Raw genomic sequence first — 24,352 nt, 5'->3', positions numbered from 1 at the left:
GATCAGGTCCGGGTTCAGGTCCGGGTTCCGTGCAGGGGGACCTCCCCCTCGGTGTGGGTCCCGTCTGCGGTGCCCGTCGCGCCGCCGGCCGCGGCCCGGCCCGGGCCGCGCTGGCGGAGTACCGCGGCGCCCGCCACCAGGGCGAAGGCCAGCAGCGTGACCAGGGCGAACGAGCCGACCAGCGAGGTGGCGTCGGCCACCGCGCCGATCGCCGAGGGTGCGATGAGCCCCGACGTGTACGTGATCGTCGCGACGCCCGCGATCGCCTGGGCCGGCGCGCGGCCGGTCCGGGCCGCCGCCGCGAAGGCCAGCGGGACCACCACGGCGATGCCGAGCCCGATCAGCCCGAAGCCCGCCATGGCCGCCACCGGTTCGCGCACCCCGACCACCAGCAGGCCGCCCGCCGTCGCCAGGACGCCGCCCGCCCGCACGGTGCGCACGGGGCCGAAGCGGTCCACGACCCGGTCGCCGGCGAGCCGGGCCACCGCCATGGTGAGCGCGAACGCCGTGGTGGAGGCGGCGGCCAGGCCCGCCTCGGTGTCCAGGACGTCGCGCAGGTAGACCGCCGACCAGTCCAGGCTCGCGCCCTCCGCGAAGACCGCGCAGAACCCGACCGCCCCGATGAGCAGCGCCGACCGCGGTGGCAGCGTGAAGTGCGGCGGCGGCTCCTCGTCCGCCCCGCCGCGCAGGTCCAGTACGCCGCGCACGGCCCACAGGCCCAGCAGCGTCAGGACCAGTGCGGCGACCACGTGGTGCAGCCGGGCGTCCGTACCGGCGTGCGCGGCGAGCGCGCCGGCGGCCGAGCCGACCAGGGCGCCCACGCTCCACATGCCGTGCAGCGAGGACATGATCGAGCGGCCGAGCCGGTTCTCGGTCTCCACGCCGAGCGCGTTCATCGCCACGTCCGACATGCCGGCCGCGGCCCCGTACGCCAGCAGCGCGACGCACAGTCCCGCGAGGTTCGGGGCCAGGCTCGGGAGCGCGAGCGAGAGGGTCCACAGGGCGAGCAGGCCGCGCAGCGCGGCGCGGGCCCCGAAGCGGTGGTTCACCCGGCCGGCCAGCGGCATCGCCAGGGCGGCGCCGATGGCGGGGAACGCCAGCGCGAGGCCGAGCGCGGCCGGGCCGAGCTGGGCGTGGTCCTGGATCCAGGGGATGCGGGTGGCGAAGTTGCCGGTGACCGCGCCGTGCACGCAGAAGACCGCGGCTACGGACCGCCGGGCCCGGTTCAGACGGCGCACGCCTATGACGTCGAGGGGTTCGCTCAGCATGCGGCGTAAACTATCAGGAAGGTTGCCTGATGGATAGTCTCGAACCCGAGCCCGATTAGGATTCCCGGCATGCGACCCGCCTCCCCGAGTACCGCGCGCGCCCTCAACGACCGGCACGCCCTGCGCCTCCTCCAGGATGAGGGACCGCTGACCGCCGCGCGCCTCAAGGAGCTCACCGGCCTGTCCCGCCCGAGCGTGGCGGACCTGGTCGAGCGCCTCACCGAGGCCGGCCTGGTCGAGGTCGTCGGCGAGTCCGGCGCCCAGCGCCGCGGCCCCAACGCGAAGCTGTACGGGATCGTCGCCCGCCGGGCCCACCTCGCCGCCCTCGACGTGCGCACCGACAGTGCCCGCGCCGTGGTCGCCGACCTGCTCGGCCGCCCGCTCGCCGAGGCGGACCTCCCCGTGGACGCGGTGGACGAGGCCGTGGCCCTGCTCCAGGAGCTGGCGGCCGGCGTCGGCGCCGACGCCCTGCACACCGTGTGCGTCGGTGCGCCCGGGCTGGTCGATCCCGCCACCGGCGAACTGCGCGACACGGCCGGCCTGCCGTCCTGGCACCCCGGGCTGGTCGCGGCCCTCCAGCAGCGGCTGTCCGCCCGGATCCTCGTCGAGAACGAGACCAACCTCGCGGCCGTGGCCGAACGCGCCGAGGGTGCCTGCCGGGACACCGACTCCTTCGTCCTGCTGTGGCTGGGCGACGGCGTCGGCGCGGCCGTGCTGCTCGACGGCAGGCTGCGCCGCGGCGCCTCCGGCGGCGCGGGCGAGATCGGCTTCCTGCCGGTGCCGGGCACGGGCGCACTGCCCTCCGCCACCGGCTGCGAGGGCGGCTTCCACAGCCTGACCGGCGCCGCCGCGGTGGCCGCCCTCGCGCACCGGCACGGCTTCGCCGGCCCCGCCGGCGATGCGGTCCGGGCGGCGCTGGCCGCGGGCCCGCCCGCGAAGGCCTTCCTCGACGAGCTCGCCGAGCGGATCGCGCTGGGCGCGGCCGCGGTGGCCGCCGTGCTCGACCCCGGCTGCGTGGTCCTCGGCGGGCACGTCGGCCACGCCGGCGGCGACGCCCTCGCGGACCGTGTCGCCGACCGGCTCGCCGCCCTGACCCCCGTGGCCACCGCGGTACGCGCCACCGCCCTGGGCGACACCGCCGTGCTGCGCGGCGCCCTCCTCACGGCCCGGGCCGCCGCCCAGGACGCGGTCTTCGGAGCGTGAGCCGTACCGCCGGCGGGGGCTACGAGGGCTCGGGACGGGTGCCGGAGGCGAGGGCGGCGACGTACGCGGCGAAGGTGCCGGTGCCGTCGGAGTGCTCGGGTGCCGTGATCCCGCCGCGCCGGAAGGCCGCGTACGCCCGCCCGAAGAGCGGTACGGGCACCACGGCGCGCCGCTTGCCGAGACCCGCGTAGTACGCCCGCAGCCACGCGTCGAGCGTGCGGGTCTCGGGCCCGCCGAAGTCGGGGGCCCGGCCGGCCGGTGAGCCCTCGGCGAGCTCCGCGAGCCGGGCGGCCACGTCCCCGGTGGCGACGGGCTGGACCGGGATCCCCTTCGGCACGAGGACCACGGGCAGCTTCCCGAGGGCCTCGGCGGCCATCTTGACGAGGTCGTGGAACTGGGTGGTGCGCAGGACCGTCACGCCGAGGCCGGACTCCGTCAGGATCCGCTCGACCGCGAGCTTGCGCCGGTAGTAGGGGAACGGGACGGCGTCCACGCCCACGATGGAGATGTAGACGAGGTGCCCGAGGCCGGCCCGGCGGGCGGCCGCCACCAGGTTCCGGGCCGCCTCCTCGTCGCCCTTGCCGGCGCTGCGCGTGGCGCTCGCGCAGTGCACCACCGTGTCCGCTCCGGCCATCGCGGCGTCCAGGCCGGTGCCGGCCACCAGGTCGACGGGGTACTCGGGGGAGTGGCGGCTGAGGACGCGGACGTCGTGGCCCCGGGCCCGCAGCCGTGCGGTGACGAGCGTGCCGAGGGTGCCGGTGCCGCCGGTGACGAGGATGGTGCTCATGGTGCCGGTGTCCTTCCGTACGGTGGGTCTTCCGTACACGGGACCGGACGGGCGGCGGAAACGTGACGTGCGACGCGGGTGGAGCGGGTGAAAGACGGGGGAGGGCCCGGCAGCGTGCGGCCGCCGGGCCCTCCGTCCGCTCCTCGCGGGACCTTCACCCGCCCCTCAGCAGGCGCCGAGGTCCTCCCAGACGCCCCACTGGCCGGTGGTGCCGGGCTCCTCGTTCTGCGTCCACCACTTGGCCTTCCAGTTGCGGCCCTTGTGGGAGACGAGCGAGCCGCCGTTGTAGACGTTGCCCGCGACGTAGGCCGGATTGGCGCAGGTGCCCCCGCCGCCGGTCGTGCCGCCGGTGGTCCCACCCGTCGTGCCGCCGGTGGTCCCGCCGGTCGTGCCGCCCGTCGTGCCGCCGGTGGTCCCGCCGGTCGTGCCGCCCGTGGTCCCGCCCGTCGTGCCGCCCGTCGTGCCGCCCGAGCCCGGCTCGACCACCGTCGTGCCGCGCGCCAGGTCCTGCGCGATGCCGTACGTCTTGCCGCCGAACGTCACCGTCCAGTTCGACGGGGTCGAGGTCGGCAGGTAGTAGACGAAGTCGAGCTCCACCGAGGCGCCCGGGGCCAGCGACTGCCAGCTCGGCAGCTTCAGCGAGACCCGGTTGTAGTCGCCCTTGAGCCCGCCCACGTTGGTGCCCGTGTGGTCGCTGCGGATCACGGTCGTGCCCCAGCCGGACTGGTCCTTGGCGTTGCTCGGCGCCGAGGAGGAGTAGTCGAACTGGAACTCCGTGCCCCCCGGCAGGGTGGCCGTGGTGTTGTTGGTGATCTTCAGCTTGGGGCTGATCGGGTAGTTCGAGTCGCCGAGCGGGAACTGCCCGAACTCCGCGTCCACCTTGATCGCCTCGGTCGGCGGCGCGGTGGTGGCGCGCCTGGCCCCGTACGGGGTGGCGGCCTTGAAGCGGTCGTACATCGCCGTGGTGAGGGTGTCGCCGGGCTCGTACTGGCCCTTGGCCGCGTTCCAGGCGTAGTCGCCCGCGAGCTCCCAGACCATGGTGCCGCCGATGCCCTTGTCGGCCACGTAGTCGGCCTTGGCCTTCACCGACTGCTCGTCCTCGGTGGACAGGAACACCTTCTTCTGCGCGTTCCACAGCCACGGGGCCACCAGGGTGGCGTCGTAGTTGCGGACGTACGTGCCCGTCAGGGTGGTGTTCGCCGGGAAGCCGTACTTGGTGACGTAGTCGCCGACGACGCCCTTCTCCAGGTTCTTGGCGTGCCACATCGGGTTCGAACCGGCCGGCGCCTCGACGCCGTTGGTGTCGAGGTCGTGCCACAGGTTGTCGATGCCGACCGCGCCGTCGCCGCACTTGGTCAGCCCCGCGCCCGCCGGGCAGGTCGTCGCCGGGGCCCTGCCCCACAGGCCGTTGGTGCCACCGGTGACGTTCTTGAAGCCGCGGGTGTAGTACGGCAGGCCGATGTTGATGCGGCCGGCCGGCATGGACCCGCGGAAGTAGTGGTACGCCCAGTCGGTGTTCAGGTAGCCGATACCGCCGTACTGGGAGGTGGAGTACACGCCTGCGGCGGCCAGTTCGCCGTCCTTGCCGTCGTCGAAGAGCGAGGCGTTGGGCCCGACGTACTCGTTCCAGGCGCCGTGCAGGTCGTAGGACATGATGTTGACGTAGTCCAGGTACTTCTGCATCTGGAACGTCTCCATGCCCCGCAGCAGGTAGCCGGAGGAGGGGGCGGCGACCGAGAGCAGGTAGTGCCTGCCGTCGGCGGCGCCCGCCGCGTCGAGCTTCTCGCGCAGCGTCTTCATCAGGGCGGCGTAGCCCTTGACCAGGCCGGCGCGGCGGCCGTTGGCCAGCGACCAGTCGAGGGGGTTGCCCGCGTCCTTCATCGTCGTCGGGTACTCGTAGTCGATGTCGACGCCGTTGAACCCGTACTTCCGGACGAAGTCGACGGCCGAGTCCGCGAAGGTGCTGATGCCGGCCTGGTTGACCGAGCCGTCGGCGTTGGTGGCCATCGAGTAGAAGCCGCCGGAGCCGACGCGGTTGCCGTCGTCGCCGAAGTAGCCGCCGGTCTCGGCCCAACCGCCCACCGAGATGAGCGTCTTGACGTTCGGGTACTGCTTCTTGAACTTCGTCAGCAGGTTGAAGTGGCCCTTGTAGGGGAGCGTGGGGTCCATCTCGGCCCCCGCCACGCCCGGCCAGCTCATGCCGGTCGCCGCGTTGTTCGGGCCGTCGGCGCCGACCGAGATCTTGTTGTCGCCGCCCACGTGGGCGAAGGCGTAGTTGAGGTGCGTGACCTTGGACCACGGGATGTTCGACGCGAGGTAGGCGGGGGTGCCGTCCTTGCCGGTGCGCCAGCCGGTGAAGTAGCCGATGACGCGGCGCTGGTGGTCGGCGCCCATCTTCTCGCGGCCGTCGGTGTCGTAGACGGAGCAGTACGGGACGTCGACGCCAGGGGTCTTGTAGAGCCCGTCGGGACGACAGGCCTCGTTGTCCGCGGCGTGCGAGACGCCGGTGGAGAGGGTGCTGACGAGCAGGCCCGCGACGGCGGCTCCCGCGGCCATCAGCGCCGCTCTCGAACGCGTGGGGGACAGCATCGTGATGCCTCCTGGGGAAGGGAGGTAGGCGGTGCACAACGGATGGACGGAACACGACGTGCAGAGGGGTGGCGCGTGGTGACCCGTGATGTGCGCACATCTGACGGGCTGTCTCCCGGGGAATGTGAAGAGGACATTAAGAGGACTAGACCACCTCGTCAATAGGTCTGGACCATCTGCGGGAGGGGGTGGTGGCGCAGGCGGCTCAAGAGACGCTGGAGAGTGAGCCAGGCCACAGTCAGGTCCGTGCGTGCCCGGAGATCGGGCGTGGCACACTGGCCCTAGTACCAGAAGCAGCGCACTCCGGGGTCGGTGCAATTCCGAACCGGCGGTTACAGTCCGCGACCCGACCGCATCCAGCGGCCGGTTGACCAGGTGAAATTCCTGGACCGACGGTTAAAGTCCGGATGGGAGGCAGTGCGCGGCGGGCCAGTCACGGTACGCCGCCTTCGGCGGTTTCCCGGGCGTACGCAGTATCCGTACGCACCACCGGCGGAACCGTCGGCCCGAGCCGTTCCACGGCCGGGTCCGGCATCGGCGTCCCCCGTGAGCTGCGACCCGCTCCTCTGTCGTCATCGACAGGCCCCGGAGTCCGTGCCCGAAGAGGCAGGAGGACCCGGGTGGCCACCACCACCGCCGACACGCAGGCGATGCGCCGCGCCATCGCGCTCGCCGCCCGTGGTCTCGGCTCCACCAGCCCCAACCCGGTCGTCGGTTGCGTGATCACCGACGCGTCGGGCGCTGTGGTCGGCGAGGGCTGGCACCAGCGCGCCGGCGGACCGCACGCCGAGGTCCACGCCCTGCGCGCGGCCGGCGAAGCGGCCCGCGGCGGCACCGCGTACGTCACCCTCGAGCCCTGCAACCACACCGGCCGCACCGGCCCGTGCGCGCAGGCCCTGATCGAGGCCGGTGTCGCCCGCGTCCACTATGCCGTCGGCGACCCGAACCCGCAGGCCACCGGCGGTGCCGCCACCCTGCGCGCGGCCGGCGTCGAGGCCTCGGGCGGACTGCTCGCCGACGAGGCCGAGGCCGGCAACACCGCCTGGCTGACCGCCGTACGGCTGGGCCGCCCGCACGTCACCTGGAAGTACGCCGCCACCCTCGACGGCCGCAGCGCCGCCGCGGACGGCTCCAGCCGCTGGATCACCTGCCCCGAGTCCCGCGCCGACGTCCACCGGCTGCGCGCCGAGAGCGACGCCGTCCTGGTCGGCGCCGGCACCCTGCGCGCCGACGACCCGCACCTGGCCGTCCGCGGCGTCGAGGGCGCCACCCAGCCGCTGCGCATCGCCGTGGACACCCGCGCCGGCATCCTGCCGACCGCCCGCGTCCTCGACGACGCGGCCCCCACCCTGCTGGTGGTCGGCGCGGACGCCGACACCCGGCACCTGCCCGGCGTAGACCTGCTGCGCCTGCCGCTGCACGACGGCCGCATCGGCGTCCACGACCTGCTCGCCCGGCTGTACGCCCGCGGTGTGCGCGCCCTCTTCCTGGAAGGCGGCCCCACCCTCGCGGGCGCCTTCCTCGAGGCCGGCGCCGTCGACCGCGTCGTCGGCTACCTCGCCCCCGCCCTGCTCGGCGCGGGCCCGGCCGCCCTCGGCGACGCCGGCATCACGAACATCGCCGGCGCGGTCCGCCTCGACATCACCGAGGCCGTCCGCGTCGGCACCGATCTCCGCATCACCGCCGTACCCACCACCGCCCCCAAGGAGCACTGAGTGTTCACCGGAATCGTCGAAGAACTGGGCGAGGTCGCCGCCGTCGAGCAGCTCCCGGACGCCTCCCGCTTCCGCCTGCGCGGCCCCCTCGTCACCGAGGGCGCCAAGCACGGCGACTCCATCGCGGTCAACGGCGTGTGCCTGACCGTCGTGGAGACCGAGAACGGCGAGTTCACGGCCGACGTGATGCAGGAGACCCTCAAGCGGTCCAGCCTCGGCGCCCTCGCCCCCGGCTCCCGGGTCAACCTGGAGCGCCCCATGGCCCTCGGCGGACGCCTCGGCGGCCACCTGGTCCAGGGCCACGTGGACGGCACCGGCACGATCGTCTCGCGCACCCCCTCCGAGCACTGGGAGATCGTCAAGGTCTCCCTGCCGGCGGAGCTGTCCCGGTACGTGGTGGAGAAGGGCTCGATCACCGTCGACGGCGTCAGCCTCACGGTCGTCGAGGCCGCCGCCGACTACTTCACGATCAGCCTCATCCCCACCACCCTCGCGCTGACCACCCTGGGCATCAAGCAGCCCGGCGACCCGGTCAACCTCGAGGTCGACGTCCTGGCGAAGTACGTGGAGCGGCTGCTCGCCGCCGGCGTGGACCCGCTGCACGCGGCGAAGGAGGACGGGCGGTGAGCGCCCTGACCTGGCTGAACTCCGAAGCCTTCACTGCCTTCGGCAAGCCCATCAAGTGGTCCGACATGATCGGCAACACGATGGGCCTGATCGCCCTCGCCCTCGGCTGGCGCCGCTCCATATGGACCTGGCCGACCCAGTTCCTCTCCGGCGCGATCCTCTTCACCGCCTTCGCGGCCGGCCACCTCTCGGGCAGCGCCGGCAAGCAGGTCGTCGTCATGCTCGTGGCCGCCTGGGGCTGGCTGCAGTGGACCCGCGGCCGGCAGCAGGCGCAGGACGGCTCGCTCGCCGTCCGCTTCGCCACCTGGAAGGAGCGCGGCCTGCTGCTGGCGGCCGCCGCCGTCGGCACCCTGGCGGTCACGGGCCTGTTCACGCTCTACCCGTGGATGTCCTGGAACCCGCTGCCGGACGCGTACATCTTCGTCGGCACCATCGTCGCGATGTACGCCCAGGCCAAGGGCATGGTCGAGTTCTGGTTCGCCTGGCTGCTGGTCGACGCGGTCGGCGTCCCCCTCGCCTTCACCAGCGGCTACGCCTTCTCCGCCTTCGTCTACGTGATCTACGGAGCCCTCGTCCTGTGGGGCGCCTACGACTGGTACCAGCGCTCGCGCACCACCACCCCCGCCACGGCCCTGGAAGGAGCGGCGGCATGACCTCCCTCAAGCCCACCCTCACGCCCGTCCCGGACAACGACGACGCGTACTTCCGCCTCGACCCCGTCGAGCAGGCGATCCGCGACATCGCCGCGGGCCGCCCGGTCGTGGTCGTCGACGACGAGGACCGCGAGAACGAGGGCGACCTCGTCATCGCCGCCGAGAAGGCCACCCCCGAGATCGTCGCCTTCATGATGAGCGAGTGCCGCGGCCTGATCTGCGCGCCCATGGAGGGCGACGAGCTCGACCGGCTCGAACTGCCGCAGATGGTCCAGAACAACACCGAGTCGATGCAGACCGCCTTCACCGTCTCCGTGGACGCCACCGCCGCGCACGGCGTGAGCACCGGAATCTCGGCCGCCGACCGCGCCACCACGCTCCAGCTGCTGGCCGCCGGCTCCAGCACCGCCGAGGACTTCGTCCGCCCCGGCCACATCTTCCCGCTGCGCGCCAAGCCCGGCGGCGTCCTGGTCCGCAACGGCCACACCGAGGCCGCCGTCGACCTGGCCCGGCTCGCGGGCCTGCGCCCGGCCGGCGCCATCGTCGAGATCGCGGGCGAGGACGGCGTCATGCTGCGGCTGCCCGAGCTGATCCCGTTCGCCCGCAAGCACGGTCTGACGATCATCTCCATCGAGGACCTGATCGCCTACCGCCGCTCCGCCGAGCCCACCGTGCGCCGCGAGGCCGAGGTCAGCCTGCCCACCGCGTTCGGCGAGTTCACCGCGTACGGCTACCGCTCCACGGTCGACGGCGTCGAGCACGTCGCCCTCGTCCACGGCGACATCGGCGACGGCGAGGACGTCCTGGTCCGCCTCCACTCCGAGTGCCTGACCGGCGACATCTTCGCCTCCCAGCGCTGCGACTGCGGCCCCCAGCTGCACGCCTCCATGGAGCGGATCACCAAGGAGGGCCGGGGCGTGGTGGTCTACCTGCGCGGCCACGAGGGCCGCGGCATCGGACTGCTGTCCAAGCTGCGCGCGTACGAGCTCCAGGAGCGCGGCCGCGACACCCTCGACGCCAACCTGGAGCTCGGCCTGCCCGCCGACGCCCGGGACTACGGCGCCGGCGCCCAGATGCTCGCCGACCTCGGCGTGCGCGGCGTCCGCCTGCTGACCAACAACCCGGAGAAGTCGGCCGCGCTCGTCCGGCACGGCATCGAGGTCACCGGCCGCGAGCCGATGCCCGTCGAGGCCGGCGAGCACAACCTGCGGTACCTGCGCACCAAGCGCGACCGCATGGGGCACGACCTGCCCTGGCTGGACTCGGTGGCCGCCGTGTCCACGTGCGCCAACCAGTGACACCCGCACCATTCGAGTTCCACCCCGCACCACCGGCAGCACCAGCACCAGCACCAGCAGAGAAGCACCGCACCAGCACCAGAGAACCGATCGAGGAGAGTCGTGAGCGGCAAGGGCGCACCCGAACTGAGCGTGAAGAACTGCGGAGACCTGCGGGTCGCGGTGATCGCGGCGCAGTGGCACGAGAAGATCATGGACGGCCTCGTGGACGGGGCCCTGCGCGCCCTGCACGAGCTCGGCATCGACGAGCCCACGGTGCTGCGGGTCCCCGGTAGCTTCGAGCTCCCGGTCGTCGCGAAGGTCCTCGCCGGGCGCGGGTACGACGCCGTCGTCGCCCTCGGCGTCGTCATCCGCGGCGGCACCCCGCACTTCGACTACGTCTGCCAGGGCGTCACCCAGGGCCTGGTCCAGGTGTCGATCGACACCGGCGTCCCCGTCGGTTTCGGCGTACTGACCTGCGACAACGAGGAGCAGGCGCTGGACCGTGCGGGCCTGGAGGGCTCGAACGAGGACAAGGGACACGAAGCGGTCACCGCCGCGGTCGCCACCGCCATGACCCTGCGCACCGTCAGCGAGCCCTGGCGCTAGGACCCCTCGCGCGGAGGAACGGACCCGGCGCCGGGAGACCCCCGGTGCCTGTCCAAGGAGTGAACCCTGGCGCTGCGGCGCCCGGGTGAACCCGTACTCTAAGGACATCATGGCGAACAAAACCTTCGAAGAGCTCTTCGCCGAGCTCCAGCACAAGGCCGCCACCGGCGACCCCAGCACCTCCCGCACCGCCGAGCTCGTGGGCAAGGGAGTGCATGCCATCGGCAAGAAGGTCGTCGAGGAGGCCGCCGAGGTCTGGATGGCCGCCGAGTACGAGGGCAAGGAAGCCGCCGCCGAGGAGATCTCCCAGCTGCTGTACCACGTCCAGGTGATGATGGTCGCGCGCGGGATCTCGCTCGACGAGGTCTACAAGCACCTCTGACCGGCCACCGACGACCGGCCCGCCCCAGTCCGCTCCGCACAGCGCATTTCTCCACGCGAACAAAGGAACCGCCCCATGCTGCGCATCGCCGTCCCCAACAAGGGTTCACTCTCCGGACCTGCGATGGAGATGCTCCATGAGGCCGGCTACCGCCAGCGCAAGGAGTCCAAGGAGCTCGTCACCGTCGACCCGGAGAACGAGGTCGAGTTCTTCTACCTCCGGCCGAAGGACATCGCGATCTACGTCGCCTCCGGCAAGCTGGACATCGGCATCACCGGCCGCGACCTGCTCCTGGACTCCGGCGCCAGCGCCGAGGAGATCCTGCCGCTGAACTTCGGCCGGTCCACCTTCCGGTACGCGACCAAGCCCGGCACCGCCAAGGGCCCGGAGGACTTCCAGGGCATGACGATCGCCACCTCGTACGAGGGCATCGTCGCCAAGCACCTCGCCGAGCAGGGCATCGACGCCTCCGTCGTCCACCTCGACGGGGCCGTCGAGACCGCCATCCAGCTCGGCGTCGCCCAGGTGATCGCCGACGTCGTCGAGACCGGCACCAGCCTGCGCAACGCCGGCCTGGAGGTCATCGGCGACCCGATCCTCAAGTCCGAGGCCGTGGTCGTCCGGCGGCACGGCGCCGACGCCGACCACCCGCAGGTCCAGCAGTTCCTGCGGCGCCTCCAGGGCGTCCTGGTCGCCCGCTCGTACGTGATGATGGACTACGACATCCGCGCCGAGTTCCTGGAGCGCGCCGTCGCCCTCACCCCGGGCCTGGAGTCGCCCACCGTCTCCCCGCTCCACAACGAGGGCTGGGTCGCCGTGCGCGCCATGGTCCCCGCCAAGGACGCCCAGCGCATCATGGACGACCTGTACGAGCTCGGCGCCCGCGCGATCCTGACCACCTCGATCCACGCCTGCCGCCTCTGATGTCCACCGACGCTCCCGCCACCCCCGCCCTGCCCGTCACCTTCCGGCCCACCCGTACCCGGATCGTGCTGCTCGCCGCCGGGGCGGGCGTGTTCGCCACCATCACGGCCATCGCCGTGCTGCTGGACCGGCTCAGCACCGGCGAGCGGCTCAGCTTCGTCCTCACCGCAGTCCTGCTCAGCTCGGTGCTCGTGCTGCTCAGCCGGCCCAAGGTGGTCGCGGACGAGGACGGGGTCACCGTCGTCAACCTCACCAGCAAGCGGCGGCTGGAGTGGGCCCAGATCCTGCGGGTCAACCTCCGTCCGGGCGACCCCTGGGTGTTCCTCGACCTCAACGACGGCACGAGCCTGGCCGCCCTCGGCATCCAGCCCGGCGTCGCCAGGGCGAAGGCCGTCGCGGACGCCCGGGCCCTGCGCGCCCTCGCCGAAACCCGCGGCAGCGGCGCACACGACAACTGACCGCCATTGCGGTCACGATCCCAATGACTACCCTGGTGGCGGGGCGCATCCGTGCGCCCCGCCCCGCGCCCCGGTCCCCGAGGGCCCTGGGCCCCTGCTATTTCGAGGAGTGACTCCCTCCAGCGATGGACGGATCGTCCGGTAGTACCCGCGCCGCCACCTCCCTCGAGGCGACGGCATGACCATCCCGCTACTTCTGCTCGCGGCGGCCTTCGCCCTGATCCTGGCCAACGGCTTCTTCGTGGCGGCCGAGTTCGGCCTCGTCACGGTCGACCGGCCCGACGCCGAGCGCGCCGCGGCCGAGGGCGACCGGCGGGCCCGCACCGTCGTCACCGCCCTGCGCGAGCTGTCGTTCCAGCTCTCCGGCACCCAGCTGGGCATCACGATCACCTCCCTGGTGACCGGCATGCTCGCCGAGCCGGCCCTCGCGGCCCTGCTCACCGGACCGCTGTCGGCCCTCGGCCTGCCCGGGGGCGCCGTCTCCGGGATCGCCGTCGTCACCGGCATGCTGCTCGCCTCCGCCGTCCAGATGGTGGTGGGCGAGCTGGTCCCGAAGAACTGGGCCGTCTCCCGCCCGCTCCAGGTCGCCCGGTTCGTCGCCGGCCCGCAGAACGCCTTCTCAAAGGCGTTCCGCCCGGTGATCGCCGGCCTCAACTCCGTGGCCAACCGGCTCGTCCGGGCCCTCGGCGTCGAGCCCACCGAGGAGCTGGCCTCCGCCCGCACCCCCGGCGAACTCGTCTCCCTGGTCCGCCACTCGGCCGAGCAGGGCGCACTGGAGCAGGACACCGCGGACCTGTTCGTCCGCACCCTGTCCCTCGGCGACCTGGCCGCACAGCACGTCATGACGCCGCGCGTGAAGGTCAGCGCCCTGCAGTCCACCGCGACCGCCACCGACGTCCTGAACCTCACCCGCGCCACCGGCCTGTCCCGCTTCCCGGTCTACCGCGAGCGGATCGACGAGGTCGTCGGCGTGGTCCACCTCAAGGACGCCCTCGCCGTGCCCGAGGACCAGCGCACGGCCGTCAGCGTCAGCCGCATCGCCGTGGCCCCCCTGCTGGTGCCCGGCACCCTGCCGCTCCAGCCGCTGCTGGAGCGGCTGCGCAGCGAGCAGCCGATGGCCGTGGTCGTGGACGAGTACGGCGGCACCGCCGGTGTCGTCACGCTGGAGGACATCGTCGAGGAGCTCGTCGGCGAGGTCCGCGACGAGCACGACCGCGCCGAGGAGGAGACCCCCGAGCTGGCCACCGTGCCCGCCGAGGACGGTCGGCCCGCCTGGGACGCGGACGGCTCCTGCCGGGTCCACACCCTGCGCCGGATAGGCCTCGAGGTCCCCGAGGGCCCGTACGAGACCGTTGCCGGCCTCGTCGCCGACCTGCTCGGCCGCATCCCGGCCCCGGGCGACCGGGCCGAGCTGCCCGGTTGGAAGCTCTCCGTCCGCCAGGTCGGCCGCTACCGGGCCGAGCGGGTGCGCCTGGTGCGCACCGGCCCCGTTCCCGAGCAGGGCGACGGCGCTCCGCACGGGCAGCCCGGCCACGGCGCGATCGGCGCCCCCGCGGGCGCCCCGGAGCTGGCGGTGGGCCGGTGAACACGCTCCAACTGCTCTTCGCCCTCCTCCTCGTGTTCGCCAACGGATTCTTCGTGGCCGCCGAGTTCGCCCTGGTCTCGGTGCGCCGCAGCCAGATCGAACCGCTGGCCGCCGACTCCGCGCGGGCCCGCCAGGTCCTCCACGGCCTGGAGAACCTGCCGCGGATGATGGCCGCCGCCCAGTTCGGCATCACGGTCTGCTCCCTCACCCTGGGCGCGGTGGCGGAGCCCACCGTCGCCCGGCTGCTGGAGCCGGTGTTCCACGCCGTCCGCGTGCCGGAGGGGCTGATCCACCCGCTGGGCTACGCGGTCGCGCTGGCCGCCGTGGTCTTCCTCCACCTGGTCATCGGCGAGATGGTCCCCAAGAACCTCGCCATGGCCGCCCCGGAGAAGGCCGCCCTGTGGTTCAGTCCGGGCCTGGTCGGCTTCGCCCGCGTCTGCGGGCCGGTCACCACGGCCCTCGGCGCGTGCGCCCGACTGGTGCTCAAGCTCTTCCACGTCGAGCCCAAGGACGAGGTCGAGGCCGTCTACACCAGCGCGCAGCTGGGTCGGCTGGTCGAGGACTCCCGGCAGGCCGGGCTCCTGGAGCAGGTCGAGCAGGAGCGCCTGGAGGACGCCCTCGAACTGGGCAGCCGCCCGGTGACGGAGGTCCTCCTCGACCCCGCCCAGCTGGTCACGGTGGGGCCCTCGGTCACCCCGCGCGAGGTGGAGCGGCTGACCGTCCGCACCGGCTTCTCGCGCTTCCCGGTGCGGGCCGAGAGCGGGGCCTTCATGGGCTACCTGCACGTGAAGGACGTACTCGACCTGGAGGAGCGGGAGCGGGCCGTGCCGCAGCACGTCTGGCACCGCATGGCGACCCTGTGCTCCACCCTCCCGCTGGACGACGTCCTGTCGGTGATGCGCCGCGAGGCCACCCACCTGGCCCAGGTCGCCGACCCGGACGGACGCGTCCTGGGCCTGGTGGCCCTGGAGGACGTCCTGGAGATGCTGGTCGGCGAGGTCCGCGACCCGGCCCACCGCCGCGTCAAGCCGGGCCCGACACCGTCCAGCCCGGCCGCCTCCAGCCTCGCCGGCGTGTGAGACACCCCTAGACCGGGGGCGGCTCCGGCCGCCCCCGGTCCGCCGGGCCCCGCCCGGACAGGACCTCCCCGTACGCCTGCATCAGGTCCGGCAGCCGCAGCGTGGCGAGGTCCTCCCGGGTCGGGGTACCGGCGTACCCGGCCAGCCGCAGGTCCCGGTACGCGCAGCTCTTCTCGTACAGGGTCCGCAGGAACCGCCCGTTGCCGAGCTCGTCGATCCATCCCTGGTCGACCACGTGCCCGCTGATGCTGCGCAGCTCGTCCAGCGCCTCCTCGTCCCAGCAGTCCCCGTTCGCTCCCGCCAGCACCTCGCCGATCGCGGTCAGCTCCAACGGCCGGTAACTCGGGAAGTCCACCCGCGTGGTGAACCGCGACGACAGCCCGGGGTTGGTGGCGAGCAGCCGGTCCATCCCCGCCGGGTAGCCGGCCAGGATGACGACGAGGTGGTCGCGGTTGTCCTCGGCCCGCTTCAGCAGCACCTGCAGGGCCTCGTCCCCGTACGCGTCGCCCTTGCTGTACCCGGAGTTCGACAGGCTGTAGGCCTCGTCGACGAACAGCACCCCGCCCAGCGCGGAGTCGATCAGCTCGTTCGCCTTGACCGCGGTCTGGCCCAGGAACTCGCCGACCAGATCGGCCCGCTGGGCCTCCACCAGGTGGTCCCCGCCCAGCAGCCCCAGCGCGTAGAACACCCGCCCCAGGATCCGCGCCACGGTGGTCTTCCCCGTCCCCGAGGGCCCGGAGAAGACGAAGTGCCGCTTGGGCGGCTGGACCGGCAGCCCCTGCACGGCCCGCAGCCGCGCCATGTGCAGCTGCGCCGAGAGCGCCTTCACCTGCCGCTTGACCGGCTCCAGCCCCACCATCCGCTCCAGCTCGGCCAGCGCCTCGGCCAGCAGCTCCGGATCGGCCGGCCCGGTGGGCAGGCCCGCGGGCCCCGGCTGCGCCGGAACGGACTTGCGCCGCGCCCCCTCGCGCAGGCCCCCGGACACCACCGCCGCCCCGCCCGGGCCCGGCCCGAACCGCGGCTCGCGCCCGTCCGCCGGATCCCCGGCCCCGGCCTCCGGCTCGCCCGGGCCCTCGGCGGCGTCCTGCCCGAGGCCCCCGGACAGGGCCACGGCGGCCAGGTCGGCCGAGAGTGCCGGATCGTAGCCGCCGAGGCCCTCGGGCCCGTCCAGCCCGTCGCCCTCGGCGATCGCGGTGAGCCGGGCCGCGGTGTCCATGAACGCGGGGTCGACCCGGTGCACCGCCCGGTACAGGGGGAGTGCGGCGGCGCTGCGGCCGGTGCCCTCGTGCGCCCGGGCCAGCCAGTAGCGGAGCTCCTTGCGCTGCGGCTGCTCGCTGCGGCAGCGCATCAGCGCGGCCGACAGCATGGGCTCGGCCTGCCCGTACATCTCGAGGCGCACCCGCGCCATGCCGCCGAACAGCCCCGCCTCGATGCCCAGCAGCGCGTCGTCCACGAGCGGCTCGGTGTGCCGCACCAACTGGTCCCAGTCCTTGACGAGGTAGGCCCGGCAGGCGTGCAGGAAGCGCACCTGGGGGTCGGTGTCCACCGGGGGCAGCTCCGCCAACGCCTGGTCCAGCTCGGGCACGTGGCGGCCGTCGAGCCAGTGCGAGGCGTGCGCCAATAACAGGTCCCGGCGGTTCTCGAGCACCGGCTGCACCCACCAGCCCAGCCAGTACCAGGAGTTCAACGTCCGTCGGTGCCGGGCCCGTTGCTCGCCGAAGCGGTCGCGGTGGGCGTACATGCGCAGCAGCGCGTTGGTGGTGTCCACGCGCAGCGCGTGCAGGCCCAGCCACGCGTCGGCCATCGTGGGGTCGAAGCGTACGGCCGCCCGGAACTCCTCCTCGGCCTGCGGGTACGCGCCCATCGTGTAGGCGTCGACCCCTCGCAACCAGGCGAGTTCGGCCGGGGCGTACGTGCTGCCCTGCGTGCCGAAGTCCATCCCATCCCCCACAAGCCTGCCCCCGTGGTGCGCGACCGGGCCTCTGCCCGGCTGCCGGACTGACCAAACCTCCCCGTCGGCGACGGGAGTTGGCGCGACTGAGCCGTACGAGCCGTGAAACAGGGTCGCATCGTACCTGCGGTTACTGTCCTGACACAGGCTGTCGCGAGCACTCCTCGCGGAGGACCGCCGCGACGCCTGTGACGGAGGGTGAGGGTGGGAGGGGTGCCGGGGGCCTCCGGGAGGGGCCGCGGGCAGAACGAAGCCCCCGATCACGGGGGAACAATCGGGGGCTTCGTGTCCGTGTCGGCCTTGGAAGACCGCACATTGAGAACGTAAGACCTCGGCGGGCGCCAGGTCAAGCAGGGTCGCGGGGCTCCCCGGCGGCCGTCCGGAGGTGCTGGTCAGGCCCGGGGCAGGCCGTCACTGTCGGTGACGGAAACGGGGGTTCCGGGCGTCGCTGAGGCCCCGGAAGTCCACTCGTATCCCGTACCCCTCTGACGCACCAGGGTGTCCGCGAAGGGGCGCGAAGGGTCGTCCGCGAAGTGCGCGAGCTCCGCGCGCTCCCACCCGTCCCAGAAACCGGACAGGCCGCTGCCGTCCCGGCGGCGCCCCCGGCCCCAGGACTCGGTCCGGGGCGTCTCCATCCACAGCAGGTGCGCCAGGTGCGGGCGCAGTGCCCGCCGGCCGGCCCCGACGCCCTCGACGAGCAGCACCGGCGCGGGCTCCAGCACGCGCGCGGGGCCGAAGCGCCGGGCCACCCAGTCGTACGGGAACCAGCGGGCCGGCCGGCCGAGCGCGAGCGGCTCCAGCACCTGCGCGCGCAGCCGGGCCGTCCAGCCGAAGAGCTCCTCGTGCGTCGCCACGTCGTCGAGGTGGAGCACGGGCGCCCCGCCGAGGGCCGCGGCCAGCCGGCCGGCGAAGGTGCTCTTGCCCGAGCCCGCGTGCCCGTCGACCGCGACCAGCCGCACCGCGCCGCACGAGGGCGGCAGCACGGCGAGTCGTCCGGCGAGCTCACGGAGGTCGCCGGGCTCGCCGAATTCCTCGGGTTGGTCGGGGCGGTGCACCTCATCAGCGTACGTTCACCTATGACAGGGAAGTCGCACCGACAGGGGGTCCTCCGATCATGAACGCACCCACCGCACCCACCGCACGCCGGACCGTGCTCGCCGCCGCCGTCGCGGCCGTCGCCGCCGGTACCGCCCCCGGGACGGCCGCCGCGGTCGGCGCACCGGACCGGGCGCCGGAGGAGGCCGGCGCCGAGGCCGAGACGGCCCACCCGGCCCACGGGGGACCCCGGCACGTCGACAACCGGTTCTGGCACCGCTACGGCCACTGGCGGGCCGGCGCCCACCGCGGCACGGTCGCCCTCGGCGGCCACCGCCCCGGCCTGGCCCTCGCCACCCCCGAGGGCGTGACCACGTACACCGATCCGCACACCGGCCGGACGGGCGAGTGGGAGTACGCGACGTGGGTCTCGCCCGAGCACGTCAGCGCCGTGCCGGCCACCGAGCTGGTCGCCTCCTGGAACGCCCACGCGCCCGCCGGCACCTGGATCCAGGTCGAGCTCGCCGGCGCGTACTCCGACGGCACGGCCACCCCCTGGTACGTGATGGGCCGCTGGGCCGCCGGGGACGGCGACATCCGCCGCACCTCCGTCGACGGCCAGAAGGACGGCCGCAGCAGCATCGGCACCGACACCTTCGCCATCGACGACCCGGCGGGCGGGCTGCGGCTGGCCGCATGGCGCCTGCGCCTCACCCTCTACCGCACCCCCCGCACCCGGCTGACCCCGGTGGTCTGGCTGGTCGGGGCGATGGCCTCGGACGTACCGGACCGCTTCACCGTGCCCGCCTCGGTCCCGCGGCACGTGGGCGAGCTGGACGTACCGCGGTACTCGCAGGAGATCCACAAGGGCCAGTACCCGCAGTACGACAACGGCGGCGAGGCGTGGTGCAGCCCCACCTCCTCGCAGATGATCGTCGAGTACTGGGGGCGCCGCCCCGACGACGGCGACCTGGCCTGGGTCGACCCCTCGTACGCCGACCCGCAGGTCTGCCACGCCGCCCGGCAGACGTACGACGCCGCCTACAAGGGCTGCGGGAACTGGCCCTTCAACGCCGCGTACGCGGCCACCTACCCCGACCTCGCCGCGGTGGTCACCCGGCTCGGCTCGCTCACCGACGCCGAGACCCTCGTCCGGGCCGGGATCCCGCTGATCACCTCCCAGTCCTTCCTCAAGGAGGAGCTGACCGGCGCCGGCTACGGCACCGCGGGGCACCTGATGACGGTGATCGGCTTCACACCCGAGGGCGACGTCGTGGCGAACGACCCGAACTCCGCCACCGACGCCGAGGTCCGGAGGGTCTACCGGCGGCACGAGTTCGAGACCGTCTGGCTGCGCACCAAGCGGTACAACGCCGCGGGGAAGGTCGTCTCGGGCCCGGGCGGCGTCTGCTACCTCTACGTCCCCGCCCACCCCACCCGGGAGCAGCGCCTGGCCCTGCGGCTGGTGGGCGTGCTCTGACCGCCGCCCCGTGGGGGACGGCCGGTCGGCCCGCGGGCGAGTGACCAACGTCTCCGCCCGCGGGCGCCGGCCGGCTGGCACATTGGAACGACGTCGGGGGGCGACCACTGCCGGACGATCCGAAGCGAGACAGCCATGACCTCGACCAGCGCCAGCCACGTCCTTGCCCGTGCCCGCGTGCGCACCGGCGGCCCCCAGGACGGCTCGAAGTGGCTCGAGCACGTCCTCGGGTGGATCCTCGTGCTCGTGGTGGCGATGTTCGTCACCCGGACCGGGCTGCTCTGACCCCCTCCCGGGGCGTTCCGCCGCCCCGCTGGTCCGTACCTGGCAGGCCCTGCTGACCGTCATCGTGGAGTTCGTCCCGGAGTGCACCGCGCCTGTCGGGGTCGGCGCGCCCCGCTCGCCGGTGGCGCGGGTTCCGCTCGTCCCGCGTTCCGTGATCTTGAACCCGTGACGGGACCGGATTTGTCGTGCATACTCGACCCGCCGCAGCCGCTGATCAGCCATTTCCGTGACCCGGGAGGGCAGCATCGGCTGTGAGAGCACACGTTCCGGCGGCGCCGTCGAACCCGACGCGCGTTGCCGCAGTGCCCGACCAGGGAGGAGAGTGCCGTCATGACCGATCGCGCGCAGCAGCCGGTGGACCGAGAGCTGCCCACCGAGGAGTCCCGGGACCTCCTCGCGCTGGTACGAGACATCGCCCAGCGCGAGATCCGGCCGTCGGCCGCCGAGGAGGAAGAGGCCGGCCGCTTCCCGCGCGAGGTCTTCACGCTGCTCTCCGAGGCGGGCCTGCTGGGCCTGCCGTACGGGTCCGAGTTCGGCGGCGGTGACCAGCCGTACGAGGTCTACCTCCAGGTGCTGGAGGAGCTGGCGGCGGCCCGCCTCACGGTCGGCCTCGGCGCCAGCGTCCACACCCTGGCCTGCCACGGCCTGGCCGGCTTCGGCACCAAGGAGCAGCGGGCCGAGTTCCTGCCCGCCATGCTCGGCGGCGGCCTGCTGGGCGCCTACTGCCTGTCCGAGCCGTCCTCCGGCTCCGACGCCGCCTCCCTGACCACCAAGGCCGTCCGCGACGGCGACGACTGGGTGATCACCGGCACCAAGGCGTGGATCACCCACGGCGGGGTGGCCGACTTCTACACCGTGCTGGCCCGCAGCGGCGGCGAGGGCCCCCGCGGCATCACCGCCTTCCTGGTGCCGGGCGACGCGGAGGGCCTCAGTGCCGCCGTGCCCGAGAAGAAGATGGGCATGAAGGGCTCGCCCACCGCCCAGCTGCACTTCGACGGGGTCCGCGTGCCCGACGGCCGTCGGCTGGGCGAGGAGGGCCAGGGCTTCACCATCGCCCTCGCCGCCCTCGACTCGGGCCGCCTGGGCATCGCGGCCTGCGCGATCGGCGTGGCCCAGGCAGCGCTCGACGAGGCCCTGTCCTACGCGACCGGGCGCAAGCAGTTCGGACGTCCGATCGCGGACTTCCAGGGCCTGCGCTTCATGCTCGCCGACATGGCCACCCGCATCGAGGCCGGCCGGGCGCTGTACCTCGCCGCGGCGCGGCTGCGCGACGCGGGCAAGCCGTTCTCGCGGCAGGCCGCGATGGCCAAGCTCTTCTGCACCGACGCGGCGATGGGCGTGACCATCGACGCGGTGCAGGTCCTCGGCGGCTACGGCTACACCGCCGACTTCCCGGTCGAGCGCCTGATGCGCGAGGCCAAGGTGCTCCAGATCGTCGAGGGCACCAACCAGATCCAGCGCATGGTCATCGCCCGGCACCTGGCCGGTCCCGAGAGCCGCTGACGCACCCCGCGCCGTCCCGCCGCCGGGACCGGCCCCGTACGGCCCCGCCCTCCCGGCGGGGCCGTACGCGTTCGGGGCGGGCCCGCCCCGGGCTCCGGGGCCCGGCTCAGCGTGGCTGGCCGCCGCCCGGCCAGACGGGGGACGACGTGAGCCGGGCCCACTCGGGGTCCCGGCGGCCCGGCAGGGTGCGCCCGTCCGCCGTCCAACGGGCCAGCAGCGCCCGGTAGATCGGCGGGTCGGCGGGGTGCGGCGGGGCTGCCGCGGCGGGGCTGCCGTTGCGCCGAACCGATTCTTCGTATCCCGGGGGCGTCGGCCGGCGGCGCCGCCCGGTGCTGGGCTCGGAGTGAAGCATCGTCATGACCGGCCAACGCGGCGCTCGCCACCCAGGTAACACCCCGGGGCGGGCGCCCATAGGTTCGACCCGTCCCCGCCCAGCGCCCCGCGGCGCCGGGCGGGGGCGGGCGGACACGGGGGCGAGCGGCGGCCCCACGCGATCCGGCCGCGGGATTCCTGTCAGCGGGTGACACGAGTATGGTCGCCCGCAGCGAATCTGACGTACCGTCATATCTGCTCGCCCGCCCGCCCCCAGGAGGTGCCGACCGTGCCCGCGGACCGTCCCGTCGCCCTTGACGAGTACCCGATCCACCAGGTGCCGCTGTCGATGAAGCACGTCGCCACCGGCGACCGCAACGCCTACGACCGCTGCATCTTCCACGTCTTCGACCACGCCGGCCGCGCCGTGCTCGTCCTCGGCCTCGGCGTCTACCCCAACACCGGCGTGATCGACGCCTACGCCACCCTGCGCCTCGGGGACGACCTCCTCGCGGTCCGCGCCTCCGACGCCCTCGGCGACGACCGCCTGGACCTCTCCACCGGCCCGCTGCGCATCACCGTGGACGAGCCCCTCAAGCGGTTCACCCTGCGCTGCGAGGCCGATCCGGCGGACCCCGACGGCCTCTCGTACGAGATCGCCTGGACCGCCGACTTCCCGGCCGTCTGGGAGCCGCACCACGTCCAGCGGCGCGGCGACCGGCTCATGCTGGAGGGCCGCCGCTTCGTCCAGGCCGGCTCGGCCACCGGCTGGATACGGGCCCGGGGCGAGGAGATCCGGTTGGCCGCGGGGGAGTGGACCGGCACCCGCGACCGCAGCTGGGGCGTCCGGCCCGTCCCCGGTGAGGACGGCGGCCGCGCCGCCGAGGAGCACCGGCCCGACGGCTTCCACTGGCTCTGGATCCCGGCCCGCTTCGAGGACCGCTTCGTGATGGTCATCGCCCAGGAGGACGCCGACGGCCACCGCTCGCTCAGCGAGGCCCTGATGGTGCACCCCGACGGCGGCGGGCGGGGCGACGTACAGCTGGGCTGGCCGCACACCGACATCACCTACCGCCCCGGCACCCGCCACCCCGAGCGCGCCGTGGTCCACCTGACGGACCCCGCCCGCAAGCCCCTCGAACTCGGGGTGGAGGTCCTGGCCTCCTCGCCGCTGGCGGTCGGCGCCGGCTACCCGCCCGCCGCGGACTGGCAGCACGGCAGCTGGCAGGGCCGCGGCTGGACCGACCGGCGCACGTACGACCTGTCCGACCCGTCCGCCCACCCCATGGCGGCCTTCGGCGTCACCGACCACTCGGCCCGCTTCACCCTCGAAGGGCGGGTCGGCTACGGGATCTTCGAGCACGGCAGCTTCGGCCGCCACGACCCGAGCGGCTTCACCGGCTACGACTCCGTGGCCCCCTGACCGGCCCGCCACCCCCCACCGAGGCGCCACTCCCGACCCGCCGTCACCAGCTGAGGGGAACCACCGCATGGCAACCGCCCCCCGCCCCCGCACCTCCACGCGCGCGCCGGAGGAGCTCGGCCGCCGGCTGGAGGCCTGGCTCGGCCGGCACCTGCCCGGCGCCCGGGTCACCGACATCAGCGTGCCCGGCTCCAACGGCATGTCCAGCGAGACCCTGCTCCTCGCCGTCGACCACCCCGACGCCCCGGTGCGCTCCTGCGCCCTGCGGCTGGCCGCGGACCCCGCCGCCTACACGGTCTTCCCGACCTACGACATGGCCCGCCAGTACCGGGTCATGAGCCTGGTGGCCCGGCACACCGACGTCCCGGTGCCCACGGTGCGCTGGCTGGAGGAGGACCCCGAGCCGCTCGGGGCGCCGTTCTTCGTGATGGACCGCGCAGAGGGCCGGGTCCCGCCGGACGTCATGCCGTACACCTACGAGGGCAACTGGCTGCACTCCGCCACCGATGCCGAACGCGCCCGCCTCCAGGAGGCGAGCGTCTCCGTCCTCGCCCGGCTGCACGACCGGTTCCCGGCCGAGGAGGCCGCGTTCCTGCTCCCCGAGGGCACCGGCAGCCCGCTGCGCAGGCACGTCGAGGCCCAACGCGCCTACTACGCCTGGGTGGTGAGGGGACTCGCCCGCTCCCCGCTCATCGAGCGGGCCTTCGACCGGCTCGACGCGCTCTGGCCCGCCGACGAGGGGCCGGCCGTCCTGTGCTGGGGCGACGCCCGCATCGGCAACATCGTCTACGACGGCTTCGAGCCCGCCGCCGTGCTCGACTGGGAGATGGCGGCGTACGCGCCCCGCGAGGTCGACCTGGGCTGGACCGTGTACCTGCACCGGTTCTTCCAGGACCTGACCGTGTCCTTCGGCCAGACGGGACTGCCGGACTTCCTGCGCCGCGAGGACATCGAGTCCCGGTACGCCGAACTCACCGGCCACACCCCGCGCGCCATGGAGTTCCACACGCTGTACGCCGCCCTGCGGCATGCGATCGTCATGCTGCGGATCGCGTACCGGCAGGCGTACTTCGGCGAGGTCGAGCTGCCCGCCGACCCCGACGGCCTCATCCTCCACCACGCCAGCCTGGCCGCCATGGTGGACGGCACCTACTGGTGAGCGCGCGGCGGGCCGGGGGCCCTGCCCCCGGCCCCGAACCGACCGGCG

The 24,352-nt window shown here is 73.7% G+C and carries 22 protein-coding genes and 1 riboswitch; of the genes, 16 read left to right on the top strand and 6 right to left on the bottom strand.

The features are described from left to right. Positions 1–14: 14 nt before the first annotated feature. The gene (locus tag IF43_RS0113605) at positions 15–1,268 is read right to left on the bottom strand and encodes an MFS transporter (protein WP_051795275.1); all 1,254 of its coding nucleotides are present in this window, start codon (positions 1,266–1,268) and stop codon (positions 15–17) included. A gap of 69 nt (positions 1,269–1,337) precedes the next feature. Between IF43_RS0113605 and IF43_RS0113600 the strand changes: the two genes are divergently transcribed. Then, positions 1,338–2,471: an ROK family transcriptional regulator gene (locus tag IF43_RS0113600; RefSeq protein WP_030199128.1), complete on the top strand. Its 1,134-nt coding sequence runs from the start codon at positions 1,338–1,340 to the stop codon at positions 2,469–2,471. A gap of 19 nt (positions 2,472–2,490) precedes the next feature. On the opposite strand, the gene IF43_RS0113595 is transcribed toward IF43_RS0113600, so the two are convergent. Together IF43_RS0113595 and IF43_RS0113590 are read right to left on the bottom strand one after the other, a co-directional pair. After that, the gene (locus IF43_RS0113595) at positions 2,491–3,258 is read right to left on the bottom strand and encodes an SDR family oxidoreductase (RefSeq protein ID WP_030199124.1); all 768 of its coding nucleotides are present in this window, start codon (positions 3,256–3,258) and stop codon (positions 2,491–2,493) included. Between the two features lie 165 nt (positions 3,259–3,423). Next, positions 3,424–5,847: a chitinase C-terminal domain-containing protein gene (locus IF43_RS0113590; RefSeq protein WP_030199122.1), complete on the bottom strand. Its 2,424-nt coding sequence runs from the start codon at positions 5,845–5,847 to the stop codon at positions 3,424–3,426. A gap of 294 nt (positions 5,848–6,141) precedes the next feature. Further along, positions 6,142–6,272: riboswitch (FMN riboswitch) on the top strand. A gap of 225 nt (positions 6,273–6,497) precedes the next feature. Here IF43_RS0113590 and ribD point away from each other — a divergent pair. The 10 genes from ribD to IF43_RS0113540 all read left to right on the top strand — a co-directional run bounded on the left by ribD (position 6,498) and on the right by IF43_RS0113540 (position 15,156). After that, positions 6,498–7,562 (top strand): bifunctional diaminohydroxyphosphoribosylaminopyrimidine deaminase/5-amino-6-(5-phosphoribosylamino)uracil reductase RibD, encoded by a 1,065-nt coding sequence (ribD, locus tag IF43_RS0113585; RefSeq protein ID WP_030199120.1) that lies wholly within the window; start codon positions 6,498–6,500, stop codon positions 7,560–7,562. Beyond that, positions 7,563–8,189, top strand: a complete 627-nt coding sequence (locus IF43_RS0113580) for a riboflavin synthase (protein WP_030199117.1) — start codon at positions 7,563–7,565, stop codon at positions 8,187–8,189. It begins immediately after the preceding gene. Further along, a complete protein-coding gene (locus IF43_RS0113575) occupies positions 8,186–8,842 on the top strand; it encodes a nicotinamide mononucleotide transporter family protein (protein ID WP_030199116.1) in 657 nt (218 codons plus the stop codon). Before IF43_RS0113580 ends, IF43_RS0113575 begins: the two co-directional genes overlap by 4 nt. Continuing rightward, entirely contained in the window at positions 8,839–10,140 is a 1,302-nt protein-coding gene (locus IF43_RS0113570) for a bifunctional 3,4-dihydroxy-2-butanone-4-phosphate synthase/GTP cyclohydrolase II (protein ID WP_030199115.1), read from the top strand. The genes IF43_RS0113575 and IF43_RS0113570 overlap by 4 nt, the downstream gene beginning before the upstream one ends. Positions 10,141–10,242: 102 nt before the next feature. Next, positions 10,243–10,728, top strand: a complete 486-nt coding sequence (ribH, locus tag IF43_RS0113565) for a 6,7-dimethyl-8-ribityllumazine synthase (protein WP_030199114.1) — start codon at positions 10,243–10,245, stop codon at positions 10,726–10,728. Positions 10,729–10,837: 109 nt separating this feature from the next. Further along, on the top strand, positions 10,838–11,110 hold the full coding sequence (locus tag IF43_RS0113560) for a phosphoribosyl-ATP diphosphatase (protein ID WP_030199108.1): 273 nt from the start codon (positions 10,838–10,840) through the stop codon (positions 11,108–11,110). Positions 11,111–11,185: 75 nt separating this feature from the next. Further along, on the top strand, positions 11,186–12,034 hold the full coding sequence (gene hisG, locus IF43_RS0113555) for an ATP phosphoribosyltransferase (protein ID WP_030199106.1): 849 nt from the start codon (positions 11,186–11,188) through the stop codon (positions 12,032–12,034). Further along, positions 12,034–12,492, top strand: coding sequence for a PH domain-containing protein (locus IF43_RS0113550; protein ID WP_030199094.1), 459 nt, complete (start codon positions 12,034–12,036; stop codon positions 12,490–12,492). Before hisG ends, IF43_RS0113550 begins: the two co-directional genes overlap by 1 nt. A 178-nt stretch (positions 12,493–12,670) precedes the next feature. Next, positions 12,671–14,077: a hemolysin family protein gene (locus tag IF43_RS0113545; RefSeq protein ID WP_078910135.1), complete on the top strand. Its 1,407-nt coding sequence runs from the start codon at positions 12,671–12,673 to the stop codon at positions 14,075–14,077. Next, positions 14,074–15,156 (top strand): hemolysin family protein, encoded by a 1,083-nt coding sequence (locus IF43_RS0113540; protein WP_030199088.1) that lies wholly within the window; start codon positions 14,074–14,076, stop codon positions 15,154–15,156. Before IF43_RS0113545 ends, IF43_RS0113540 begins: the two co-directional genes overlap by 4 nt. 7 nt (positions 15,157–15,163) lie before the next feature. On the opposite strand, the gene IF43_RS0113535 is transcribed toward IF43_RS0113540, so the two are convergent. Continuing rightward, positions 15,164–17,095 carry an AAA family ATPase gene (locus tag IF43_RS0113535; protein ID WP_030199083.1) on the bottom strand — a complete coding sequence of 644 codons (1,932 nt, stop codon included), beginning with the start codon at positions 17,093–17,095 and terminating at the stop codon, positions 15,164–15,166. A gap of 404 nt (positions 17,096–17,499) precedes the next feature. Further along, positions 17,500–18,090 (bottom strand): uridine kinase, encoded by a 591-nt coding sequence (locus IF43_RS0113530; RefSeq protein ID WP_051795291.1) that lies wholly within the window; start codon positions 18,088–18,090, stop codon positions 17,500–17,502. A gap of 131 nt (positions 18,091–18,221) precedes the next feature. On the opposite strand from IF43_RS0113530, the gene IF43_RS0113525 reads away from it, so the two are divergent. The 3 genes from IF43_RS0113525 (at position 18,222) to IF43_RS0113515 (ending at position 21,410) form a co-directional block, all read left to right on the top strand. Further along, complete coding sequence (locus IF43_RS0113525; RefSeq protein WP_030199077.1) at positions 18,222–19,622, top strand: peptidase C39 family protein; 1,401 nt, start codon at positions 18,222–18,224, stop codon at positions 19,620–19,622. 135 nt (positions 19,623–19,757) lie between these two features. After that, a complete protein-coding gene (locus tag IF43_RS40660) occupies positions 19,758–19,907 on the top strand; it encodes an SCO1431 family membrane protein (RefSeq protein WP_107048481.1) in 150 nt (49 codons plus the stop codon). Between the two features lie 330 nt (positions 19,908–20,237). Next, positions 20,238–21,410, top strand: coding sequence for an acyl-CoA dehydrogenase family protein (locus tag IF43_RS0113515; protein WP_030199067.1), 1,173 nt, complete (start codon positions 20,238–20,240; stop codon positions 21,408–21,410). Positions 21,411–21,516: 106 nt separating this feature from the next. Here IF43_RS0113515 and IF43_RS39370 read toward each other — a convergent pair whose 3' ends face one another. Next, complete coding sequence (locus IF43_RS39370) at positions 21,517–21,768, bottom strand: hypothetical protein (RefSeq protein ID WP_078910134.1); 252 nt, start codon at positions 21,766–21,768, stop codon at positions 21,517–21,519. Between the two features lie 243 nt (positions 21,769–22,011). Here IF43_RS39370 and IF43_RS0113510 point away from each other — a divergent pair, with 243 nt between their 5' ends. Beyond that, on the top strand, positions 22,012–23,145 hold the full coding sequence (locus IF43_RS0113510) for a hypothetical protein (RefSeq protein ID WP_030199064.1): 1,134 nt from the start codon (positions 22,012–22,014) through the stop codon (positions 23,143–23,145). Between the two features lie 67 nt (positions 23,146–23,212). Beyond that, the gene (locus tag IF43_RS0113505) at positions 23,213–24,304 is read left to right on the top strand and encodes a phosphotransferase family protein (protein ID WP_030199061.1); all 1,092 of its coding nucleotides are present in this window, start codon (positions 23,213–23,215) and stop codon (positions 24,302–24,304) included. Positions 24,305–24,352: the final 48 nt, after the last annotated feature.

Source organism: Streptomyces sp. NRRL S-87 (assembly GCF_000719335.1).
In the GTDB taxonomy this organism is placed as follows: domain Bacteria; phylum Actinomycetota; class Actinomycetes; order Streptomycetales; family Streptomycetaceae; genus Streptomyces.
Note: the sequence above shows the minus strand (reverse complement) of the source record. Positions and strands in the feature narration are given on the sequence as shown.